This window comes from Prevotella sp. AGR2160, from assembly GCF_000424185.1.
In the GTDB taxonomy this organism is placed as follows: Bacteria; Bacteroidota; Bacteroidia; order Bacteroidales; family Bacteroidaceae; genus Prevotella.
Genome location: NZ_AUJK01000018.1, coordinates 1 through 19,383, shown reverse-complemented (window position 1 = coordinate 19,383; position 19,383 = coordinate 1). Strand labels below are relative to the sequence as shown.

The window sequence follows — 19,383 nt, the reverse complement described above, 5'->3', positions numbered from 1 at the left end:
TGGCCGTCCTAAAGGGGAAAATGTCATCGTGGGTGTTAGGGCGCCCACAAGGGGTGCCCCTACGGGGGGACAACGAGGTGTGTAACGTTGTAACGTTGTAACGTTACTTTAATACGCTCCCACGAGGCTGCTCTTGTAATTCTTCAGTGCGGTCTTCAGGGCGGTGTTGACACTGTAGTCCTCATCATTGGTGAGGGAGAACTGGAAATCACCGTGGTTGATGCGTCCGGCACCATAGAAGCCTGTGACGAGGGCGGGGATGTTGACGGGATCGTCGGCACGATAGATGTACATCAGACTCTCGTCGGTGTCGAAATTGCTGTAGGTATAGTTGCCTACGACACTCTTGTAGGTCTCCGGAACCTTCTCGTCGGCGGTTGCAGCCTCATAGGCATCGAAGTTCGTGGCGTCATCCTTCTGCGTGATATAGCTGAAGTTCTTGCCTTTTTCGGCAAAGACATTCCCAAAACTCTTGATCATGCCACCGGCCTCACCGCTGAAGGTGCCGTCGCCCTTGGCGTCCGTGCCCTGCTGGGAGATCATCATCGGATATTTGATGTCGCGGAAATAGTTGCGGTCGACGAAGGCATTGCCGCCCGTCGTCACGCCGACACCATATTTGGCGACACCATCGTAGTAGTTGTTCCATACATGCACGCTCATCGTGCGGATACGCGGATGACGGGAGTCGCTATGGTCAAACCAGTTGTGGTCGTAGTCGATCCAGTTGGGGCCTGTCTCACTCTTCATGCCGCAGAGGGAGCTCTTGCCGGTATCCCAGAAGCGGCAGTAGCTCGTGGTGATATAGCGGCTGTCATCCTTCAGGTCCACAGTGCCGTCACCCTTCGCCTGGTCGGCGTCGCTGCCGGCATTACCGTAGAAGAAGTCCATGTGGTGCACCCATACGTGAGCATTCTTCGTGTCAAGGGAGATGCAGTCATCGGGATGAAGCATGATGGCGAAGTTGCGGAACTCTACGCTCTGGGCGTTGCGCACGAGGAATCCGAAGCCGTAGGCCGTGGCATCATCGCCGATACCTTCGATGGTGATGTTCAGTGTACTGTAGTATTTGTTTCCTTTGATCTGCAGCCCCTCATTGGAGAGCATGTCGTCGAGACTTTCCTTGGGGATCTGTCCGATGAATCGAACGGCGAGGGCCGTAGAGTCAGTACCTTTCTGATAGGCATTGAGGATAGCCTGGAGGCCCGTGAAGGTCTGTGCTGTACCCTTCTTGTCCTGAACGACGGAGCAGGTAACGGTCTTGGCGTTGTCCTTCGTGACATAGATCACGCGGGCCCCGGTCTTCAGCGTACCATCATTATTATAGGCGCCGATACCATTATTGTATTTGAAATGGGCAAAGTCCTGACGGGGAAAGGCGATGACTTTCAGGTCCGTGGCCTCGTTGGCGGCGTCAGCGACCTCCGTGCCGTCTTTTACGGGGATGACCTTCAGACTGTAGGTGCCGGCCTTCAGTCCGACGACATCGGCGCGGCCATAGGTGCCGTAGTTGCGCACGAGGGGCTGGTCTATGGTGGTATAAGTGGAATAGTTCTCACCCTTCACCTGTACGCGGTAGCTCGTGGCACCGTCGAAGGGCTTCCACGTGATATAGGCACTCTCGCGCCAGCCCTTGGCGGTGATGATCTCCACTTTGCCCGTCTTGTTGGTAATGGAGCCGTCAGTGTCGTTGCTGCTGACCGCCTTTAGGGCGGAGAGCTGGGCGACAGCGGTGAGGGTGTCCTTCACCGTCTCGCCGTCGCTACCCGTCAGCGCCACTTCCACGCTCTCGTTGTCCTTGCTGATGTTCACGCCTTGGAGGGCAGCCGTATTATAGTAGTTGATGCTGCCGTCCTGGCTGACGGCGCAGAGCTGGTTCTGCTGAAGGTCACAGCCGACACTGTGGAGCGTCTTCCCCGTGGCGGGTACCGTACCGGAACTGTCGGCGACGGTGATGGAGTAGAGGTTGATGCCGCCCATGGAGGAGGAGAGCGTCACGTCACCATCCGCAGTTACCGTTCCCTCGCCGGACTGACTTGATGTAGAAGCTACGAAGCCACTCGTTACGGTGAGGTTCGTTGCCGTCAGCGTTCGCGCTGTTTTCGAACTGGAGGACGCGAAGGAGACTGTGATCTTCTGACCTTTCTTCATATTCGGAATAATAACGTCGATATTATTCCCGTTCAGTTGTATCTCCTTATTTTTGTCAATACGAATTTTATCTGCCTCAGGAGCTGTGAACAGTAGTCCGTCAGCGATGTTCAGGTTCTGTCCTCCAGCCGTTAACGCTCCACTGTTGATGGCTTGCTGATAACTGTAGCGGCCTTTCGTCGCGTCGGTGAGTTTCCAAAGTGTGGCGTCCGATTTCAGCAACGTTTCGTCGGCAGAGGATAGCGATTTGAAGTTCCAGCTCTGGGCCTGGACGTTCAGAGCCAGAAAGATCAGTGTGAAGAGGGTGATTATTTTCTTCATGGCTATTTATTTTTAGAGATTTTCTTTCCGTTGATAATGTAAATTCCCTTTTGCGGATGGGGCGTGCGCATGCCGCGGAGATCATAGAAGACATCCTTGTCGTCTCCCTGATCAATCGTCGTAACGGTACGGATGGCTGTTGTCGTTGAGGAGAAGAGGATGGAGAAGTTTTCCAAGTCGGTGACGGTGGAAGAGTTGTCACGGAAGGTGATGGTTACCTCATCCCCATCGAAAGAGAGGTTTTCCACTTCTTTTGTCTGGGTCTGACCGTCAAGGATCACAGTCTGTTTTTTTTCGCTGGCAGCAGCCGCTGTGGCTGTCAGGGCAAAGAGAATTAGAAGAGTTAGTTTGTTCATGTCTTTGTTTTATTGATATTTTTGTTGAATGGTTTTTGGTTTGTAGGGACATGATTGACCATGTTCCCCACATATTGTTTGGGCAAAATTTCTCGTGGTCAAAGATACAAAAAAAATCGGAATGGAAATTCCGAAAATTCTTGTTTTTCATGAAATTAAACGTAAACGTTTGCGTGATATTTGCAGGGGCCGCCACAAGGGACGGCCCGATGCCGGAACGGCATTTCCATATGGGGGTCGTCCTCGGTTCGATTCGGCGTTCCGCCGACGGGCCGCCACAAGGGACGGCCCCTGCAATCGGATTCTATTCCTCCACGGGCTCGAAGTCATCCTTGCCGACGCCACAGAGTGGGCAGGTGAAATCATCGGGGAGGTCCTCGAAGGCCGTTCCGGGTTCAATGCCATTATCGGGATCGCCTACTGCAGGGTCATAGACCCAGCCACATACTTTGCATACATACTTTTTCATCTTGTTCGATTTTGTTTAAGGGTGAGACAATATTGTTATATCGTGAGCAAAGATAATGCTTTTCTTTAAATCAGACAAATATAATTGGAAAATATTTTGTAAATTTGCACACTGAAAAAATATTGTACAATATATATGGATAAGAAATTCAAAAGAACGACGGTCACGGCAGCCCTTCCCTATGCCAACGGCGGCGTGCATATCGGGCATCTTGCCGGTGTCTATGTCCCCGCTGACATCTACGTGCGCTACCTGCGCCTGAAGAAGGAGGACGTGGTGTTTATCGGCGGCAGTGACGAGCACGGCGTGCCTATCACCATCCGTGCCAAGAAAGAGGGTATCACCCCGCAGGATGTCTGCGACCGCTATCATAAGATCATCAAGGACTCTTTCAAGGAGTTCGGTATCTCCTTCGATATCTACAGTCGTACGACCTCGAAGATCCACAACAAGTTTGCCTCCGACTTCTTCAAGAAACTCTATGACGACGGCAAGCTCATTGAGAAAGAGACGGAGCAGTATTACGACGAGGAGGCCCACCAGTTCCTCGCCGACCGTTATATCATGGGTGAGTGTCCCCACTGCCACAACCCCCACGCCTATGGCGACCAGTGCGAGAAATGCGGCAGCGACCTCAGCCCGATGGAGCTTATCAATCCCCATTCCACCATCAGCGGCTCGAAGCCCGTCATCAAGAAGACGAAGAACTGGTACCTGCCGCTCAACGAATACCAGGACTGGCTGAAGAAGTGGATCCTCGAGGGCCATAAGGAGTGGCGCCCGAATGTCTACGGACAGTGCAAGAGCTGGCTCGACATGGACCTGCAGCCGCGCGCCATGACGCGTGACCTCGACTGGGGTATCCCCGTCCCCGTCCCCGGTGCCGACGGCAAGGTCCTCTATGTGTGGTTTGACGCCCCCATCGGCTATATCTCCAACACCGTGGAGCTCTGCGAGAAGGAGCCCGAGAAGTTCGGCAACTGGGAGAAGTGGTGGAAGGACCCCGAGACGCGCCTCGTCCACTTCATCGGCAAGGACAACATCGTGTTCCACTGCCTCATCTTCCCCGTCATGCTGAAAGCCCACGGCGGCTATATCCTCCCCGACAATGTGCCGGCCAACGAGTTCTTGAACCTCGAAAACGACAAGATCTCCACGTCACGCAACTGGGCCGTATGGCTCGACGAGTATCTCCGTGACTTCCCCGGCAAGCAGGACGTGCTGCGCTATGTCCTCACGGCCAACGCCCCGGAGACGAAGGACAACAACTTCACGTGGAAGGACTTCCAGGAGCGCAACAACTCCGAGCTCGTCGCCATCTACGGCAACTTCGTCAACCGTGCCCTTCAGCTCACGAAGAAATACTGGGGTGGGGTGGTGCCCGCCTGCGGAGAATTGCAGGACGTCGACCGCAAGGCCATTGAGGAGTTCAAGGACGTGAAGGCACAGATGGAGAACTATCTCGACAACTTCAAGTTCCGTGAGGCTCAGAAGGAGGCCATGAACCTCGCCCGCATCGGCAACAAGTATATCACGGAGTGTGAGCCGTGGAAGGTATGGAAGACCGATCCGAAGCGTGTGGAGACGATCCTGAACATCTCCCTGCAGCTCGTCGCCAACCTCGCCATCGCCTTTGAGCCCTTCCTCCCCTTCAGTTCCGAGAAACTGCGCAAGATGATCAATATGGAGCAGTTCGACTGGACGGAGCTTGGCCGCACGGACCTCCTCGAGGCCGGTCATCAGCTCGCCGAGCCGCAGCTCCTCTTCGAGAAGATTGAGGACGACGTCATCGACGCCCAGCTCAAGAAGCTCGCCGACACGAAGAAGGCCAATGAGCTCGCCAACTACAAGCCGCAGCCCGTGAAGGCTACCGTGCCCTTCGAGGACTTCGAGAAGCTCGACATCCGCGTGGGACATATCAAGGAGTGCAAGAAGGTGAAGAAGAGCAAGAAGCTGCTGCAGTTCCTCATCGACGACGGCACGGGCGAGGACCGTACGATTCTCTCGGGTATCGCCGCCTACTATGAGCCCGAGCAGCTCGTGGGCAAGGATGTCCTCTTCGTGGCCAACTTCGCGCCGCGCAAGATGATGGGCATCGAGAGCCAGGGCATGATCCTCAGCGCCGTAGACGCCGATGGCAGCCTCCACGTCACCTCCACCCTCGACAAGGTCAAGCCGGGAAGTATCGTGGGATAAAGTTTTTTATACAATAGATAATATAAATCCCCATCTGTTTAGGCAGGTGGGGATTTGTTGGTTTATTTACTGCTAACAAAAACCATATAAAACCCAAATAAAACCGTGGCCGTGTTTTTTTAAGAAGAAAACCTATAAAAACAAGATAAAAACATTTTCTGCCAACGTAGGGTGCGTGGCCGCAACATGGCGGCCACCTACCAGAGGGATCTAAATGTATTCGGCGAAGTCGGTGAGGCGCATGTCACCCTTGCGGAGGAGGGTGTCGTGGAAGGCTAGGGCGGCGCGCATGCTCTGCGGCTCATGGCCGATGGGGGCGATGTGGTTGAGATAGTCTCGGAGCAGGGGGCGGTAGTCGGGATGGGCACAGTGCTCGATGATCTCATGGGCACGGCGCACGGGACCTTTGCCACGGAGGTCGGCGACACCCTGTTCGGTGACGATGACGTCGACATCATGCTCCGTACTGTCGACATGACAGCACATCGGGACGATGCTCGAGATTTTCCCGTCCTTGGCCGTCGACGGTGTGGTGAAGATGGAGATATAACCGTTGCGCTCGTAGTCGCAGCTGCCGCCGATGCCGTTCATGAGCTTGGAGCCGCAGATATGACTGCTGTTCTCGTTGCCGTAGATATCGCACTCCAGGGGCGTGTTGAGGGCGATGACGCCGAGGCGGCGGATGACTTCGGGTGAGTTAGCAATCTCACTCTGGCGGATCGTCAGGTGCTGTTTGAAATAGCGGATATTGTCGTAGACGCGCTGCAGGCACTCGTTGGTGACCGTCATCGCCGTGGCGGAGGCGTTGGTGATGATGCCCTTCTCCATGAGGTCGATGGCAGCATCCTGTACCACCTCCGAGTAGACCTCGAAATGCGGGATTTTCGGGTCCTGTCCGAGGGCCTGGAGGACGGCATTGCCCGTGGCGCCGACACCGCTCTGCAGCGGCAGGAACTGCGGCGGGATACGTCCGGTGTCACGCTCGGCGACGAGGAACTCGGCAACGTTGTAGCCGATCTGTGTCGTCTCGGGCGTGAGGGCCTTGAAGGCACGGGCCTCCTCAGGGATATTACAATCGACGACACCGACGATCTTCTTCGCGTCGATCTCTATATAGTCGTTGCCGACCTTGTCGTTGACGTGGATGATGGGGATCGGCTGACGGGCGAAGCCGCACTCCCCGGGCTCATAGCAGTCGTGGAGGAGGCGTGCTACGGGGGAGTGGAAATGGTTGAACTCAAGGATGACACGCTTGGCCAAATGGGCGATGGTCGTGGCGATACCGCCGGCACTCGTCAGACAGGCCTTGCAGACATCATCATTCTCCTCGATGCTGCTGACTTCGATGATGGCCCAGTCTACGGTGCCGTAGAAGCCGTGGCGCAGCCGCTCGGCCATGTGTCCGAGGTGCATGTCCTCATAGTCGATCTCCCCGAGGTTTGTATGGGTACGGAAGTCCTTATTGGTGGAGAAGGGCGCGCGGAACTTGATGGCATGGGCGTTGGCCATGTCGCCCTCGACGCTCTGCAAGGAGGAGGCCCCGGTGAGGATGCCCACCTGGAAGGGTTTCCCCGCCTCATGCTCGCGGATGGCCCGTTTGGAGAGTTCACGGAAGACGGCCTTGGGCACGCCGTTGGGCGTGAAGCCGCCCAGGGCGATATAGTCACCGTCGTTGATCATCGCTGCCCCTTCGGCAGCCGTTATTCTTGTGTACGCCATAGTTTAGTTGTATTTTTATTTGCGCAAAGATAAATAATTATTTGCTAAAAGGCAAAAAAAATACAAAAAATGCGGTTTTTCAGACGATAAAAAAATAATTATGCATTGTCCTTGCGGTTTTTTCGCTATATTTGCACATGGAAAGGCGGGGCAATGATCCCGTTGCAGGGGCCGTCCCTTGTGGCGGCCCGATGCCGGAACGGCATTCCATATTCGCATTGCGAATCGGCGTAAACGCCGACGGGCCGCCACAAGGGACGGCCCCTGCAACGGGGAAAACTGAAAAAAAACTGAGGTTATGAAATTAAAGATATTCTATTCCCATAAGGAGGAGCTGTGGAACTCCTGGAGCCATGCCGGCGGCATCCTGCTCGGTGTCGTCTTCGGCGCCATCTTCCTCTATCTCTGTTTCTCTTACGGTAACGGATGGGCCACGGCGGGCGTGATCCTCTATCTCTTCGGCATGCTGATGAGTTATATCGCCTCCACCTGGTATCATGCCCTCTCGGCCTGGTCGCCGTGGAAGGAGCGGCTGCGGAAATGGGACCATGCGGCTATCTACTGGCATATCGCGGGCTCCTACTCACCGATCACGCTCATCGCCCTGCGTGACCAGGGCTATTGGGGCTGGACGCTCTTCTGCTTCGTATGGCTCTGCGCCATCATCGGGACGATCACGAGTTTCCATAAGTTGAAGAAACACAGTAATGTGGAGACGCTCGTTTACTGTGGCATGGGTCTGAGTGTCCTCGTGGCCTTCAAGCCGTTGATCGATGCCGTCTCCATGGGGGCTATCATCTGGATCATCGCCGAGGGCGTCTGTTATCTCACGGGAGCGCTGTTCTATACCCTTCACAAGCGGAAATACATGCACACGGTATTCCATTTCTTCGTCCTCGCCGGGTCTATCTGCCATATCGTCGCCGTGTGGGATATTCTCATGAAGTACCTCTTTTAAAAGTAAAAAAGTAAAAAATTAAAAAAGTAAAATTCATCGAGCCTATTGTAGGTGGCCGCCATGTTGCGGCAGGAGCATATAGGGCATTTGCGCTACCTTGTGCTTGCAAAGCACAAGCTCAACGGCAGGCCATTCGACATTGGGTTTTAGACGGGCGGAACATGATGAATCATGTCCCTACAAGCGGAGCTTTTTCGCGAACTCCCACGTGACGATGCCGGCGGTGACGCTGACATTGAGGCTGTGCTTCGTGCCGAACTGGGGGATCTCGAGGCAGCCGTCACTGCTGTCGACGATATCCTGTCGCACGCCCTTCACCTCATTGCCGAAGATCACGGCATAGCGGCGCGAGGGGTCCACGGTGAGGTCCTGCAGCTTCGTTGACCCCTCCACCTGTTCGATACTGTATACGAAATAGCCGTTGTTGTGGAGCTCACGGACGGCATCGGCGGTGTCCTTGAAGTATTTCCAGTCGACACTGTCCTCACCGCCGAGGGCTGTCTTGTGGATCTCGGGATGTGGCGGACAGGCCGTGATGCCGCAGAGGTAGATGGCCTCCACACGGAAGGCGTCGCTGCTGCGGAAGACGCTGCCGACATTATATAGTGACCTTACGTTGTCGAGGACGACGACCAGGGGCAGCTTCTCCGCCTCCTTGAACGCCTCCACCGACAACCGGTGCATCTCTATGGTCTTGAGCTTACGCATCTTCTTTCATGCTGTAGGCCAGGGCATAGGCCTTGATCTGCTTCACCATGGCCAGGAGACCATTGGAGCGCGTGGGACTGAGGTGCTCGTGGAGCCCGATCTTATCGATGAAATAGAGGTCGGCATCACGGATCTCCTGTGGCGTATGACCACTGAGGACACGGATGAGCAGGGCGATGATGCCCTTGACGATGAGGGCGTCGCTGTCGGCCGTGAAGACGAGTTTTCCGTCCTTCAGGTCACACTGCAGCCACACACGGCTCTGACAGCCGTCGATGAGGTTGCTGTCGGTCTTGTATTTGTCATCGAGGGGCTCGAGCTCATTGCCCAGATCGATGAGCATCTGATATTTATCCATCCAGTCGGTGAGGTCGCTGAACTCCTCTACAACCTCATCCTGTGCTTCGTTGATTGTCATACCTTTTCTATTTTGAATACTTTATCGTTCGGTCTCACCTTTCCCGTGACAGGTACGGAGACGCGTGTTTTCTGTTGTGCTTCCTCAATGGGTCCGTTGTCGTCGTGGATCTCCGATGCCGTGATATACATCACGCCCGTGGTAGGTCCGGTGATGAGCAGTCGGTCGCCCTTGCGGAACGTCGTGGCCTCCACGGCGATCTCACCGACGGAGAGGCGGCTGAAGAATTTCGTCACCTTACCGATGAGGACCTTCCGCTCCGTGGCATTGCTGCCGTAGTTCTTGTTCCACTCCCCGAGGGTCTGTCCCTGGTAGTAGCCGTCCCAGAAGCCACGGTTGAAGACGGTGGCGAGACGGCGATCCCATTCGTCCTTTTTCTCCTCCGTGAACGTACCGTCGAGGACGCTGCGGATAGCTTCCTTATAGCACGTCACGACGGTGTAGACATATTCGGGACCGCGGGCACGGCCCTCGATCTTGAAGACGCGCACACCGGCATCCATCATCTTGTCGATGAAGCGGACGGTCTTCAGGTCTTTCGGACTCATGATATACTTGTTGTCGATCTCCAGTTGATTGCCCGTCTCCGTGTCGGTCACCGTATAGGAGCGGCGGCAGATCTGCACGCACTCGCCGCGGTTGGCACTGCGGTCGGCATTGGCCAGGGAGAGGTAGCACTTGCCGCTGACGGCCATGCAGAGGGCGCCGTGGCAGAACATCTCGATGCGCACGGGCTCACCCTTCGGCCCGCAGATGGGCTGGCGGAGGATCTCCTCATGGATATGCTTCACCTGCTTCATGTTCAGCTCACGGGCGAGGACGCTGACATCGGCAAACTGGCTGTAGAACTTCAGGGCCTCGACATTGGAGATATTGAGTTGCGTCGACAGGTGCACTTCCATGCCCTTCTCGCGGCAGTAGACCATCACGGCGACATCGGAGGCGATGACGGCGCTGATACCGGCCTCCACGGCGGCGTCGATGATCTCGTGCATCGTCGCCATGTCCTCGTCGTAGATGATCGTGTTGACAGTGAGATAGGTCTTGATGCCATGCTCGTTGCAGGTCTCCGCGATCTCACGGAGGTCCTCGATGGAGAAATGGTTGGCGGAATGGGAGCGCATGTTGAGTTTACCGATTCCGAAATAGACGGAGTCGGCACCGGCCTGGATAGCCGCGGCCAGTGATTCCCGCGATCCCACGGGGGCCATCACTTCATATTCTTTTTCCTTTGCGTTCATGGTGCAAAGGTACATATTATTTTTGATAACGTATTATTTCACGATGATTTTCTTCTTCGCTCCATTGCCCTCCACTACGATATAGACACCGGGGGAGAGGGTGGCGGAATGGCGGCGGCCCTCGAGGTCGTAGATAGCGGCGGGAGTGGCGGCGTCGGCTGTCGTGATGTCGCTGATGGCCGTCGTGGGCTGCGGGTTGTAGGCGAAGGAGACGGTGCCGTCATCATTCGAGCGGATGCTGCGGATGAGGAAATGGAGCAGTTTGGTGCCGTCAGTATTGGCGTTATAGAGGGTGTCTGACGGACTGCTATAGTCGGAGATACTGTCGTTGACGACCGTGGTGCCGTTCATATAAGGGTAGATATCATTGGTCTCACTGGCGATGACTTCATTGGCATATGTCCGCAGTTTGAGACTGTTGTCGGCCGGCACGATCGTCATGCGCTGGTGGGTGTTGGTGACGGTGTCGACGGTAGTGACGCTGTTGACGATATTGTTGTCCCAGATAGCCTTGTCGTAGTCCACATGGGTCACGAGGAGTCCCGAGGCGGGGATATACTCATCCCAGCCTTGCTGCTGCCGGTTCTCCAGGAGATAATACTCATCGGTATGTGCCGGGTTGACGATCTTAAAAGCCGTGGCATTGTCGGTGATCGCCGGCATGGCCATGATGCTGTCGCCGTCGTTGAGGGTGGCGTAGGAGAGCCAGCCTGCCTCGTTGCGCTCCCAGGCGGTATAGCCTGCCGGTTTCCATCCGAGGCCGTAGGGACCATTATAAGAGCCCCCGGACATCAGATCCCAGTAGCCCATGCCGTAGTTCGTGTCGTTCTGCGTGTCGTAGGTGTCGGGGAAGCCGAGGCAGTGGCTGAACTCATGGCAGATGGTGCCGATGCCCATGAGGTAGGTCGTGTAGCCACCCACATAGGCCTCGTTGGAACAGGCATAGGTGTCGATGGTGATACCATCGCAGGAAATATTGAAATAGTTGCGGAAATAGTTGTAGATTGCTTCCTCATCAACGGACCCACGCCCTCTTCTCGAGCCAGCATTCTGAGCCGTGTAGATGGAGTCGATGGTCTCCATGAGGGCCATGTCTGAGAGAGTATATTCATGAGGCCATACCGTGGAGGAGGAGCCGCCACTGGCCTCGCCCTGGCCGGCATAGAGCACGTAGACTTGGTCGGCCTCGCCGTCGCCGTTCCAGTCGTACTGGGTGAAATCGACAGAATTTTCAGCGGCGAGACAAGCCTCACGGATCATTCTGCCGACATGGAGGTCGGAGAGGTCATACTTCTGGCCGCCGTATGTGGCTGTATAGTTTTCACCGTAATATTTATAGCTCTGACTGAGGGTGATGGGACCTACGACATCGAAAGTGAGGTTGAACTTGCCGTAGCTCTGGTCGTTGAAATAGTCGTGGACGCTGCCCGTCGTTCCCATCTCGCTCTCGTAGCCCGTCTCGTTGGCAATGGCGTCGTAGGTGGCCTTCGGATCTTTCATGGAGAATTTCTTATCGGGGAACTGTACGAGGATGATGAGTCCCTTCTTGCTGCCGGTATACGACGCCGAGGCAGCAGCTCTCTTCATGCCCTTCCTTGCTGCCAGCCGCTTCATTGTGGCGGCATGGCGCAGGGAGAAGGCCTGTGTGGCGGCCTTTGCTGTGCGCGGGCTGTCGGTCGTGGTGGCGAGGCGGAAAACGTTGTTGCTCTCCACCACTCTTTGGCCGTCGGCGTTGACATAATAATGATGGTGCTCATCGCCCACGAGCATCACTTTCTGTTGACTGCCGTCACTCATCGTAACGGTACGCCACCGTTTCAGGGCGGGAATGGCTGTCATGGAGAGTACTGCCGTCATCAGCAGCAGGATCATACTGATTCTTTTCATCATCATTGTGTTATATTTTTTGTGGACAAATATAAGGAAAAAAATCGAGATGATGATTCTATATCAACGAAAAACTTGTTTCGTTAAGCAAAAACAAGTAAAATTAAAGAAGTAAAGAAGTAAAAAAGTAAAGCTACCGCAGGGGAAGCGTTTACTAGTATAGAAATGGATCCTACGTTTACTTTTTTACTTTTTTCCGTTTTCCCACACGGCGATGGTGTTTTGCCGGAGGTAATTTTCGGAAAGACAGATAAATCCGTGGCGCCCCCATTCCGTGCCCCAGGAGTTCTTCATCACATAATAGAGGCGGCCGTGGTGGCGGATGATGCCGACGATGACCATGGCGTGGTCGTCCGTCGTCTCCAAGCGTTCAAAGGCACGCTGACGGGAACCCTGCGTGATGGTTTTTGCGGGGATGTCACAGAAGAGCTTCTGTCCGAAATACGGATTACTGATATCGCCCTCCCAACAGACGGGATGGCCGTGGCGCAAATGGCGGTTGATATTCGCCATAAGACTGTCGAGGGGTATATTATAAAAGGTGTCTTGATAGCGGTTGTCTGGAATCTCCAGGGCGAAGGAGGTATAGAACGGGTGATGGGTGAAACTCGTCAGGGCCTTGTATTCATGAGGGGCACAGACACTGCGGGCAAACTCCCCGCGCGTATATTCCGCGCCGAGCATATAGACATGAGGAGCGGGGAGGGCGCCGAGAGTCTCGTCGAGCTGCTCTTCCATCTGCTCACGGAACCACTGCAGTCCACGTCCCTGTGCTGCCGCCACATCGGCGAGGTGCTCGATCTGTTGGCAGAGCACACCGTAGTTTGTCCCCGGGCGGTCAGGATAACTGTCGTAGGGGACGATGCCGTCCTGCCGCAGCGCGTCGAGAGCCATGGAGGCGGTGCCGCGGAGCGTGATGGGATGCTGCTGGCGCGAGAAATAATAATCCGTGGCCTGGCGCTCGATGATCCTGCGGGCGAGGAATGCCGGAGAGAGGCAGACAGAGTCGCCGCGCTGCAGATGCTCGCTCTCGATGGTGCCGAGCATGGCATAGACCCAGCAGAGGGAACTGTTGCCCTGGTCTCTGACGGGTGTCGTCTTCACGGCCGCGAGGATCTGCTGCCGCGGCTGTTCCTCTTGCCGGTGGGGACCACAGGCTACGAGGAGGAGCAGCAGGAGGAAGAACGGGATTCTTTGCATCTTGTAATCGTTTTTTGATCCACCGTAGGGACATGATTTATCATGTTCCGCCAAAGGATTATTATTTCAGTTTCCGCTCCCAATATTCGCGCACATCCTTCCAGTGGTAATAGGGTGCACAATCGGAGGGGATGGGGAGGCGGGCCTCATTCTCGTTGCGCAGGATCTTCACGAGGATATCCTGGTCGGTCATGCTGCGGTGGTAGAAGACGAGCTGGATGTTGCAGGCCATGGGGAAGATGCGGTAGTCGAGCCAGCCGCGGTCGTCGAGGGCCTCGAGGTCGTCGACGGTCGTGTCTTTTGGGTTGACGATAGGCTCTCCTAAGCCGTCGAGATCCATCAGACAGGTGAGGGGCATGACCATCGTGTCGTGGCCGTAGCGCAGGGTAGCGCCGGGATGGGGCAGACGGATACAGCTGTCGGCTGTCTCAATGATATTCCGCAGCAGGGCGCACTGGCTGTAGGGCACACGACCCTTTGAGATCTTCGCCGGTCCGTATTCCACATACCACCAGGCATTGCTCTGCTGCCAACAGTCGTAGAGCTCATCCTTCGTGAAGAGCGGGAAGAGGTTGATGGAGTCGCGGAGATCGGTGTTCTGCATGCTGCAGGCCAGGGCGAAGAGGGCACGGTTGAGACTCTTGGCGTCGACATGTTGCTGCCAGTAGTCCTTGGAACTGAAGAGGCTGTTCATCAGACGGTCATGATGCTCATGCTTCTCTTCAAAGGCTTTCAGCACGGCATTGTTGAGGGCCTCCTTCTTGATCTTCTCGATGGCATCGTCATGATGATTCATATAATACATGTCATGGTAACTGGCATCATGGCGGATATCCAGTTCGGGATTGACGACGAGGAGTTGCTGCAGGGCATTCTCCATGGAGAGGATACAACGGATGACGACGGTGCTCTTGGCATCGATGTGCGTTTTTCCGGCAAACACCTCGGGGAAGTTATGGATCATGCGCAGGGCGATGTCCTTATGCTGCTGGGCACCGAGGAGCGTCAGTTCACCGTCACGCCCACGGGCCTCGTCGCGGATGATGGCGAGCTGCCGCAGCGTCTTCTGACCCAATGGCGTGAGCATGCCGAGGGAGTCGGCGTGGGCGAGGGTCAGCCACGGCTTGTCATAGTCGTTCTTGCCAATGAGATACCGGCTGCCATGACGACCGTAATGACTGATATAAAAGGGTTTGTAACCTGCCGGTGCCGCCGTGTAGCTCTTCTGCATCGGGCCGGGGTAGGCGAGATAGTTGGAACCGGCGAGACAGGCATTGGCGTTGATCTCCTTACGGCTCTCCTGCGCCGTGGCGGTGAGGGAGGTGAGAAGGAGGATAGTTGTGAATATCGTCTTAAAGGTATAGAAATATTTCATTGATTTGGTTGTTATGAGGAATAAAATGCTTGAGACATATTACTCCCCTCCCTTTCGGGGAGGGGGTTGGGGGTGAGGCCTTAGCTCAGTCCTTCTATCAGTCCGTTGATGACATCGATCTTCTCTGCCTGCGGATGTTTCGGAAGACCGGGCATGCGGAGGATATTTCCGGCGATGGCAACGATCATCTCGGCACCGGCATTGACGACGAAGTCACGGATGGTGAAGGTGAAATCCTTGGGGACACCATATCGTTTCGCGTCATCGGAGAAGGAATACTGCGTCTTGGCGATACATACAGGGAACTTGTCATAGCCCCACGCCTTGATCTTCTCCAAGGCCTTGCGGGCCTGCGGCTTGTAGACGACTTCTCCGGCACCGTAGATTTCCTTGGCAATCTTTTCCACTTTTTCTTCTACACTGTCGTTGAGTTCATAAAGGTATTTGACAGCGGGAGAAGGATGCTGCTCTGCGGCAGTGACCACCTCACGGGCCAGCGCCTCACAGCCCTCGCCACCCTTCATGAAGGCCTCGTTGGGCGCGAAGGGGATATGGAGATTCTTACAGTAGTCGCTGACGATGGCCATCTCATCCTCCGTATCGGAATAGAAGCGGTTGAGGGTCACGACGACGCTTTGTCCGAGGAGCCGCATATTCTCAATATGTTTGGCGAGATTCTCCAGGCCTCGCTTCACAGCCTCGTGGTCGGGCTGGTCGATAGCATCATCGGCGACACCGCCATGGAGCTTCAAGCCGCGGAGGGTACAGACGATAACGGTGGCAGCGGGATGGATACCGGCGATACGGCATTTGATATCGAGGAATTTTTCCGCGCCGAGGTCAGCGCCGAAGCCGGCCTCCGTGACGCAGTAATCGGAGTAGGTCATGGCCATCTTCGTGGCAAGGATGGAGTTGCAGCCATGGGCGATATTGGCGAAGGGACCACCCTGGATGAAGGCTGCCGTGTGCTCCATGGTCTGTACGAGGTTCGGATGGATGGCATCCTGCAGCAGTGCCATGATGGCACCGGCGACACCGAGGTCTTTTACTGTGAAGGGCTTGTCGTCGGCCGTGATGCCGAGGAGGATGTTCTCAATACGGCGCCGGAGGTCGTCCTCATCCTTGGCGAGACAGAAGATAGCCATAATCTCCGAGGCCGGCGTGATGTCGAAGCCGCTCTCGCCGACGAGGCCGTTAGTCTTTGCGCCGAGACCCGTGACGATGTTGCGGAGGTTCCGGTCGTTGATGTCGAGGACCCGCTTCCACAGCACCTCTTTGAGCATGAAGCCCTCGTCGTGATGCTGATAGAGGTAGTTGTCGAGGAGAGCCGTGATCATGTTGTGAGCTGTCGTGATGGCGTGGAAGTCACCCGTGAAATGAAGGTTAATTTTCTCCATCGGCAGCACCTGGGAGTAGCCGCCGCCGGCAGCGCCGCCTTTCATGCCGAAGCAGGGACCGAGGGAGGGCTCACGGAGGGCGAGGACACTCTTCTTGCCGATACGGTTCAGGGCCATGGAGAGGCCGATGCTCACCGTTGTCTTTCCGATGCCGGCCTTTGTGGGCGACATGGCGGTGACGAGGACAAGGTGGTTCTGCTGCACCTTCTTCTCGTTGATTAACGTGTTAGGGACTTTGGCAATGTACTTGCCGTATTTCTCCAGGTCATTATCCGGAATACCAATCTTCCCGGCGATCGTCTCGATCGGCTGCAGGGGGCACTCGCGTGCTAAGTCAATGTCACTTTTCATTGTTTTCTCAAAAATTATGGTGCAAAATTACAAAAAAAAGAGATCATATCAATATTTTTGGCATATTTTTCGTATATATTTGAATAATAAAAAAGAAGAATATGAATCAAAAGGTTATTGTCATTAGTTTTTCTGGAATCTACGACCTGGAGCCTTTCGCCCATGACCGCCATTTCAAACATCTCGACTTCTCGGATATCCCCGGCACCGACTGTTATTGTGATGTGGCGGCTCAGCGGGAGATTACGCGGCGGCTGCAATATCTCGGTCCGGAGGGCTTCCACTTCATTGACTCCGGCAATTACCATTATATCACGAAATTCTGGACTGACAAGATCAAAAGGCCGTTCCGCTTGATTCTTTTCGATCATCATACGGACATGCAGGCGCCTCAGATCCCGGGACTCTTGACTTGTGGCAGTTGGGTGAGGGAGATGCTCCTCCACAACCATTATTTAAAAGAGGTGGTCATCCTCGGCACACCTACGGGCGCAGAGCGTAAGGTGCCGCCACGGCTCGGCAGGCGCGTGATCTTTGATGACGAGGACCTTATCCACCGCCATGTTCCTGTCCATCCCGCCGACGAGGGACGGTTTCCGGTGTATGTGTCCATTGATAAGGATGTGTTGTCACGAAGGGATGCCGTCACCAACTGGGACCAGGGGACTGTAAGCCTCGACGAGCTCGGTGTCCTCCTGCGTTATATCCTTGATCACGAGGATGTCATCGGTATGGATATCTGTGGGGAATATGATCTTGGTCATAGCCTCGTGGAGGAGCGTATTGCCGCTAAAGAGGACAATGCTGCCAACGAGACGATATTAAAGGTTTCCTTCCACCCGCTCAACGATCTGTTCAGGCGTGATACCATTTAGGCAGGCATAATCGCCGCGGAGGCAGGGCTTCTGACCGAAGATGGAACAAGGGCGGCAGGGCAGGTCGTCGCGCTGGATGACATTCTCCGGTTTCTGATTCCATCCCATGAAGCCCGCGTAGGGGTGCGTGGCGCCCCAGATGCTCATCACGGGCGTTGCCACGAGGGAGGCGAGGTGCATGTTGGCACTGTCCATGGAGATCATCACATCGAGATGACTCATCAGAATCAACTCCTCCTTCAGTCCTTTAAGCGTATCAGCGACGGTCATGCACTGCGGGTAATGCTGACACCAGGCATGCATCTTAGATTTCTCTTTCGCCCCTCCACCGAAGAGAAAGATACGGAAGGAGGGGTGCCGTTGCGTGAGTTGTTGAATGACCTCTTCCATCTTCTCTAAGGGGTATACCTTTCCCTGATGGGCAGCGAAGGGAGCGATACCAATCCATTTCTGGAAATTCTTCTTTTCCCCGATCGTTGTCGGCAGGAGGCGGAGGTTGCCACCACCGGAAGGGAAGATAGAATGGAAGTTCAGCGTCACGGGATAGCCTAGCCGGGCCAGTACGTCACAATAATTTTGGAAAGAGGAGGGCAGCGGCTGCAGATGTCGGTCTTTTTGTGAGACGAGCTGTCGCCGTTCCTGCCGGTGCTTATTGATATGTGCCACGCGGAACTGTGCCAGATTGAATCGGGCGCGGAGATAGGCGGTGCGCAGCACACCATGGAAGTCGGCGATGGCCGTGAACTGTTTGGCGAGGAGTCGCCGGTAAAGGGTGTTGAGTCCCTTAATACCATGATAGTCTGTCTTTACGTCTGCCGCCATGAACCCCACATTTTCTGCGAGGTTTTCAAAGAGCGGACGGGCGAAAGGCCGGCTGAGTACGGTGATGCGCAGCGAGGGATATTGTGTCGCCAGGGAGGCCACCACAGGGACCATCATGGCAACGTCTCCCAGGGCGGAGAAGCGCATGATCAAGAGATGTTCTCGTTCCATAGCCTAGAAGGGTATCATTTATATCGGTTGTTTTTTATTTCTTTCCGTAGAGTACGGGGTTTGTATCGGCATCGTTGTACATCTTCATCTGACGGTATACCTTCATGTATTTCCGTCCGGCGGCGATGTCGGCGAGGAGCTGATCGATAGCCGTGCTGAGGTCTTTTTGTTGTTGTAGGAGGATATCGAGTTTGCCACGGCATTTGGCCACATGATCGGCGGAGGCATCCTTTCGCTCAGCCTGTTCACGCATGTGGTAGATCTTTAAGGCGAGGATACTCAGACGGTCCACGGCCCAAGCAGGGCTCTCCGTGTTGATGGTGGCGTCGGGGCGCACGGTGACATCCTTATACGTGTTGCGGAAATAGGAATCAATTTCCTCTACAAGGTCCGTACGGTCCTGGTTACTCTTGTCGATGCGGTGTTTCAGCGTCATACCTTCCTTGGGATCGATATTTGGATCACGGATGATGTCTTCGAAATGCCACTGAACAGTATCTATCCAGCATTTCTTGTAGAGCATGGCATCGATAGAACTATCAGCATAGGGATTGTTGATGGGAGTGTTGATGTTATCGGTGACATGATAGTCATCGATGGCACGTTGAAAGATGGCGTTTGCCTTTTCTGTGAATGTCATTATTTTTAGGCTTATTTTTCTGAGTGAATGATTGACGCACAAAAGTACTCAATTTTGCTGACATGAGCAAAAAAAAAGAGGAAAAAAGCGATTTTTAGGCCCAAGGGGGATTGTCCGTGGCGGGCGGA

General features: G+C 54.9%; 16 protein-coding genes. 3 read left to right on the top strand and 13 right to left on the bottom strand.

The window, feature by feature from the left end; all coding sequences use genetic code 11:
• Positions 1-108: 108 nt before the first annotated feature.
• The 3 genes from G604_RS0110210 to rd all read right to left on the bottom strand — a co-directional run bounded on the left by G604_RS0110210 (position 109) and on the right by rd (position 3,297).
• Positions 109-2,472 (bottom strand): hypothetical protein, encoded by a 2,364-nt coding sequence (locus tag G604_RS0110210; protein WP_028910481.1) that lies wholly within the window; start codon positions 2,470-2,472, stop codon positions 109-111.
• Positions 2,473-2,474: 2 nt separating this feature from the next.
• Positions 2,475-2,828: a hypothetical protein gene (locus G604_RS0110205; RefSeq protein WP_155941921.1), complete on the bottom strand. Its 354-nt coding sequence runs from the start codon at positions 2,826-2,828 to the stop codon at positions 2,475-2,477.
• Positions 2,829-3,132: 304 nt separating this feature from the next.
• A complete protein-coding gene (rd, locus tag G604_RS15050) occupies positions 3,133-3,297 on the bottom strand; it encodes a rubredoxin (RefSeq protein ID WP_081657741.1) in 165 nt (54 codons plus the stop codon).
• A 135-nt stretch (positions 3,298-3,432) separates the two neighbouring features.
• Between rd and metG the strand changes: the two genes are divergently transcribed.
• Positions 3,433-5,493: a methionine--tRNA ligase gene (gene metG, locus G604_RS0110195; protein WP_028910479.1), complete on the top strand. Its 2,061-nt coding sequence runs from the start codon at positions 3,433-3,435 to the stop codon at positions 5,491-5,493.
• A 210-nt stretch (positions 5,494-5,703) separates the two neighbouring features.
• On the opposite strand, the gene G604_RS0110190 is transcribed toward metG, so the two are convergent.
• Positions 5,704-7,212: an acetyl-CoA hydrolase/transferase C-terminal domain-containing protein gene (locus G604_RS0110190; protein ID WP_028910478.1), complete on the bottom strand. Its 1,509-nt coding sequence runs from the start codon at positions 7,210-7,212 to the stop codon at positions 5,704-5,706.
• Positions 7,213-7,510: 298 nt separating this feature from the next.
• Here G604_RS0110190 and trhA point away from each other — a divergent pair, with 298 nt between their 5' ends.
• A complete protein-coding gene (gene trhA, locus G604_RS0110180; RefSeq protein ID WP_028910477.1) occupies positions 7,511-8,170 on the top strand; it encodes a PAQR family membrane homeostasis protein TrhA in 660 nt (219 codons plus the stop codon).
• 177 nt (positions 8,171-8,347) lie between these two features.
• Here trhA and G604_RS0110175 read toward each other — a convergent pair whose 3' ends face one another.
• The 7 genes from G604_RS0110175 to G604_RS0110145 form a co-directional block, all read right to left on the bottom strand.
• Positions 8,348-8,878 carry an RNA methyltransferase gene (locus tag G604_RS0110175; RefSeq protein WP_028910476.1) on the bottom strand — a complete coding sequence of 177 codons (531 nt, stop codon included), beginning with the start codon at positions 8,876-8,878 and terminating at the stop codon, positions 8,348-8,350.
• The gene (locus G604_RS0110170; protein ID WP_028910475.1) at positions 8,871-9,296 is read right to left on the bottom strand and encodes a SufE family protein; all 426 of its coding nucleotides are present in this window, start codon (positions 9,294-9,296) and stop codon (positions 8,871-8,873) included. The genes G604_RS0110175 and G604_RS0110170 overlap by 8 nt, the downstream gene beginning before the upstream one ends.
• A complete protein-coding gene (locus G604_RS0110165) occupies positions 9,293-10,537 on the bottom strand; it encodes a peptidase U32 family protein (protein ID WP_028910474.1) in 1,245 nt (414 codons plus the stop codon). The genes G604_RS0110170 and G604_RS0110165 overlap by 4 nt, the downstream gene beginning before the upstream one ends.
• A 33-nt stretch (positions 10,538-10,570) precedes the next feature.
• A complete protein-coding gene (locus tag G604_RS14145) occupies positions 10,571-12,424 on the bottom strand; it encodes a M6 family metalloprotease domain-containing protein (RefSeq protein WP_036905349.1) in 1,854 nt (617 codons plus the stop codon).
• 186 nt (positions 12,425-12,610) lie between these two features.
• Positions 12,611-13,624 (bottom strand): C1 family peptidase, encoded by a 1,014-nt coding sequence (locus tag G604_RS0110155; protein WP_028910473.1) that lies wholly within the window; start codon positions 13,622-13,624, stop codon positions 12,611-12,613.
• 61 nt (positions 13,625-13,685) lie between these two features.
• Complete coding sequence (locus G604_RS0110150; RefSeq protein ID WP_196801117.1) at positions 13,686-14,999, bottom strand: histidine-type phosphatase; 1,314 nt, start codon at positions 14,997-14,999, stop codon at positions 13,686-13,688.
• A gap of 80 nt (positions 15,000-15,079) precedes the next feature.
• Positions 15,080-16,747, bottom strand: coding sequence for a formate--tetrahydrofolate ligase (locus G604_RS0110145; protein ID WP_028910471.1), 1,668 nt, complete (start codon positions 16,745-16,747; stop codon positions 15,080-15,082).
• Between the two features lie 101 nt (positions 16,748-16,848).
• Between G604_RS0110145 and G604_RS14140 the strand changes: the two genes are divergently transcribed.
• Complete coding sequence (locus G604_RS14140) at positions 16,849-17,622, top strand: arginase family protein (protein WP_051220352.1); 774 nt, start codon at positions 16,849-16,851, stop codon at positions 17,620-17,622.
• Here G604_RS14140 and G604_RS0110135 read toward each other — a convergent pair.
• A complete protein-coding gene (locus G604_RS0110135; RefSeq protein ID WP_028910470.1) occupies positions 17,569-18,615 on the bottom strand; it encodes a glycosyltransferase family 9 protein in 1,047 nt (348 codons plus the stop codon). The two genes, G604_RS14140 and G604_RS0110135, sit on opposite strands and share 54 nt — an antisense overlap.
• A gap of 34 nt (positions 18,616-18,649) precedes the next feature.
• Positions 18,650-19,255: a DUF4254 domain-containing protein gene (locus G604_RS0110130; protein WP_028910469.1), complete on the bottom strand. Its 606-nt coding sequence runs from the start codon at positions 19,253-19,255 to the stop codon at positions 18,650-18,652.
• Between the last annotated feature and the right edge of the window lie 128 nt (positions 19,256-19,383).

What these genes read in the sequence shown, in the direction of transcription:
- G604_RS0110210 (WP_028910481.1), bottom strand. Translation starts at nt 2,472, where the DNA reads ATGAAGAAAATAATCACCCTCTTCACACTGATCTTTCTGGCTCTGAAC.
- G604_RS0110205 (WP_155941921.1), bottom strand. Translation starts at nt 2,828, where the DNA reads ATGAACAAACTAACTCTTCTAATTCTCTTTGCCCTGACAGCCACAGCG.
- rd (WP_081657741.1), bottom strand. Translation starts at nt 3,297, where the DNA reads ATGAAAAAGTATGTATGCAAAGTATGTGGCTGGGTCTATGACCCTGCA.
- metG (WP_028910479.1), top strand. Translation starts at nt 3,433, where the DNA reads ATGGATAAGAAATTCAAAAGAACGACGGTCACGGCAGCCCTTCCCTAT.
- G604_RS0110190 (WP_028910478.1), bottom strand. Translation starts at nt 7,212, where the DNA reads ATGGCGTACACAAGAATAACGGCTGCCGAAGGGGCAGCGATGATCAAC.
- trhA (WP_028910477.1), top strand. Translation starts at nt 7,511, where the DNA reads ATGAAATTAAAGATATTCTATTCCCATAAGGAGGAGCTGTGGAACTCC.
- G604_RS0110175 (WP_028910476.1), bottom strand. Translation starts at nt 8,878, where the DNA reads ATGCGTAAGCTCAAGACCATAGAGATGCACCGGTTGTCGGTGGAGGCG.
- G604_RS0110170 (WP_028910475.1), bottom strand. Translation starts at nt 9,296, where the DNA reads ATGACAATCAACGAAGCACAGGATGAGGTTGTAGAGGAGTTCAGCGAC.
- G604_RS0110165 (WP_028910474.1), bottom strand. Translation starts at nt 10,537, where the DNA reads ATGAACGCAAAGGAAAAAGAATATGAAGTGATGGCCCCCGTGGGATCG.
- G604_RS14145 (WP_036905349.1), bottom strand. Translation starts at nt 12,424, where the DNA reads ATGAAAAGAATCAGTATGATCCTGCTGCTGATGACGGCAGTACTCTCC.
- G604_RS0110155 (WP_028910473.1), bottom strand. Translation starts at nt 13,624, where the DNA reads ATGCAAAGAATCCCGTTCTTCCTCCTGCTGCTCCTCCTCGTAGCCTGT.
- G604_RS0110150 (WP_196801117.1), bottom strand. Translation starts at nt 14,999, where the DNA reads ATGAAATATTTCTATACCTTTAAGACGATATTCACAACTATCCTCCTT.
- G604_RS0110145 (WP_028910471.1), bottom strand. Translation starts at nt 16,747, where the DNA reads ATGAAAAGTGACATTGACTTAGCACGCGAGTGCCCCCTGCAGCCGATC.
- G604_RS14140 (WP_051220352.1), top strand. Translation starts at nt 16,849, where the DNA reads ATGAATCAAAAGGTTATTGTCATTAGTTTTTCTGGAATCTACGACCTG.
- G604_RS0110135 (WP_028910470.1), bottom strand. Translation starts at nt 18,615, where the DNA reads ATGGAACGAGAACATCTCTTGATCATGCGCTTCTCCGCCCTGGGAGAC.
- G604_RS0110130 (WP_028910469.1), bottom strand. Translation starts at nt 19,255, where the DNA reads ATGACATTCACAGAAAAGGCAAACGCCATCTTTCAACGTGCCATCGAT.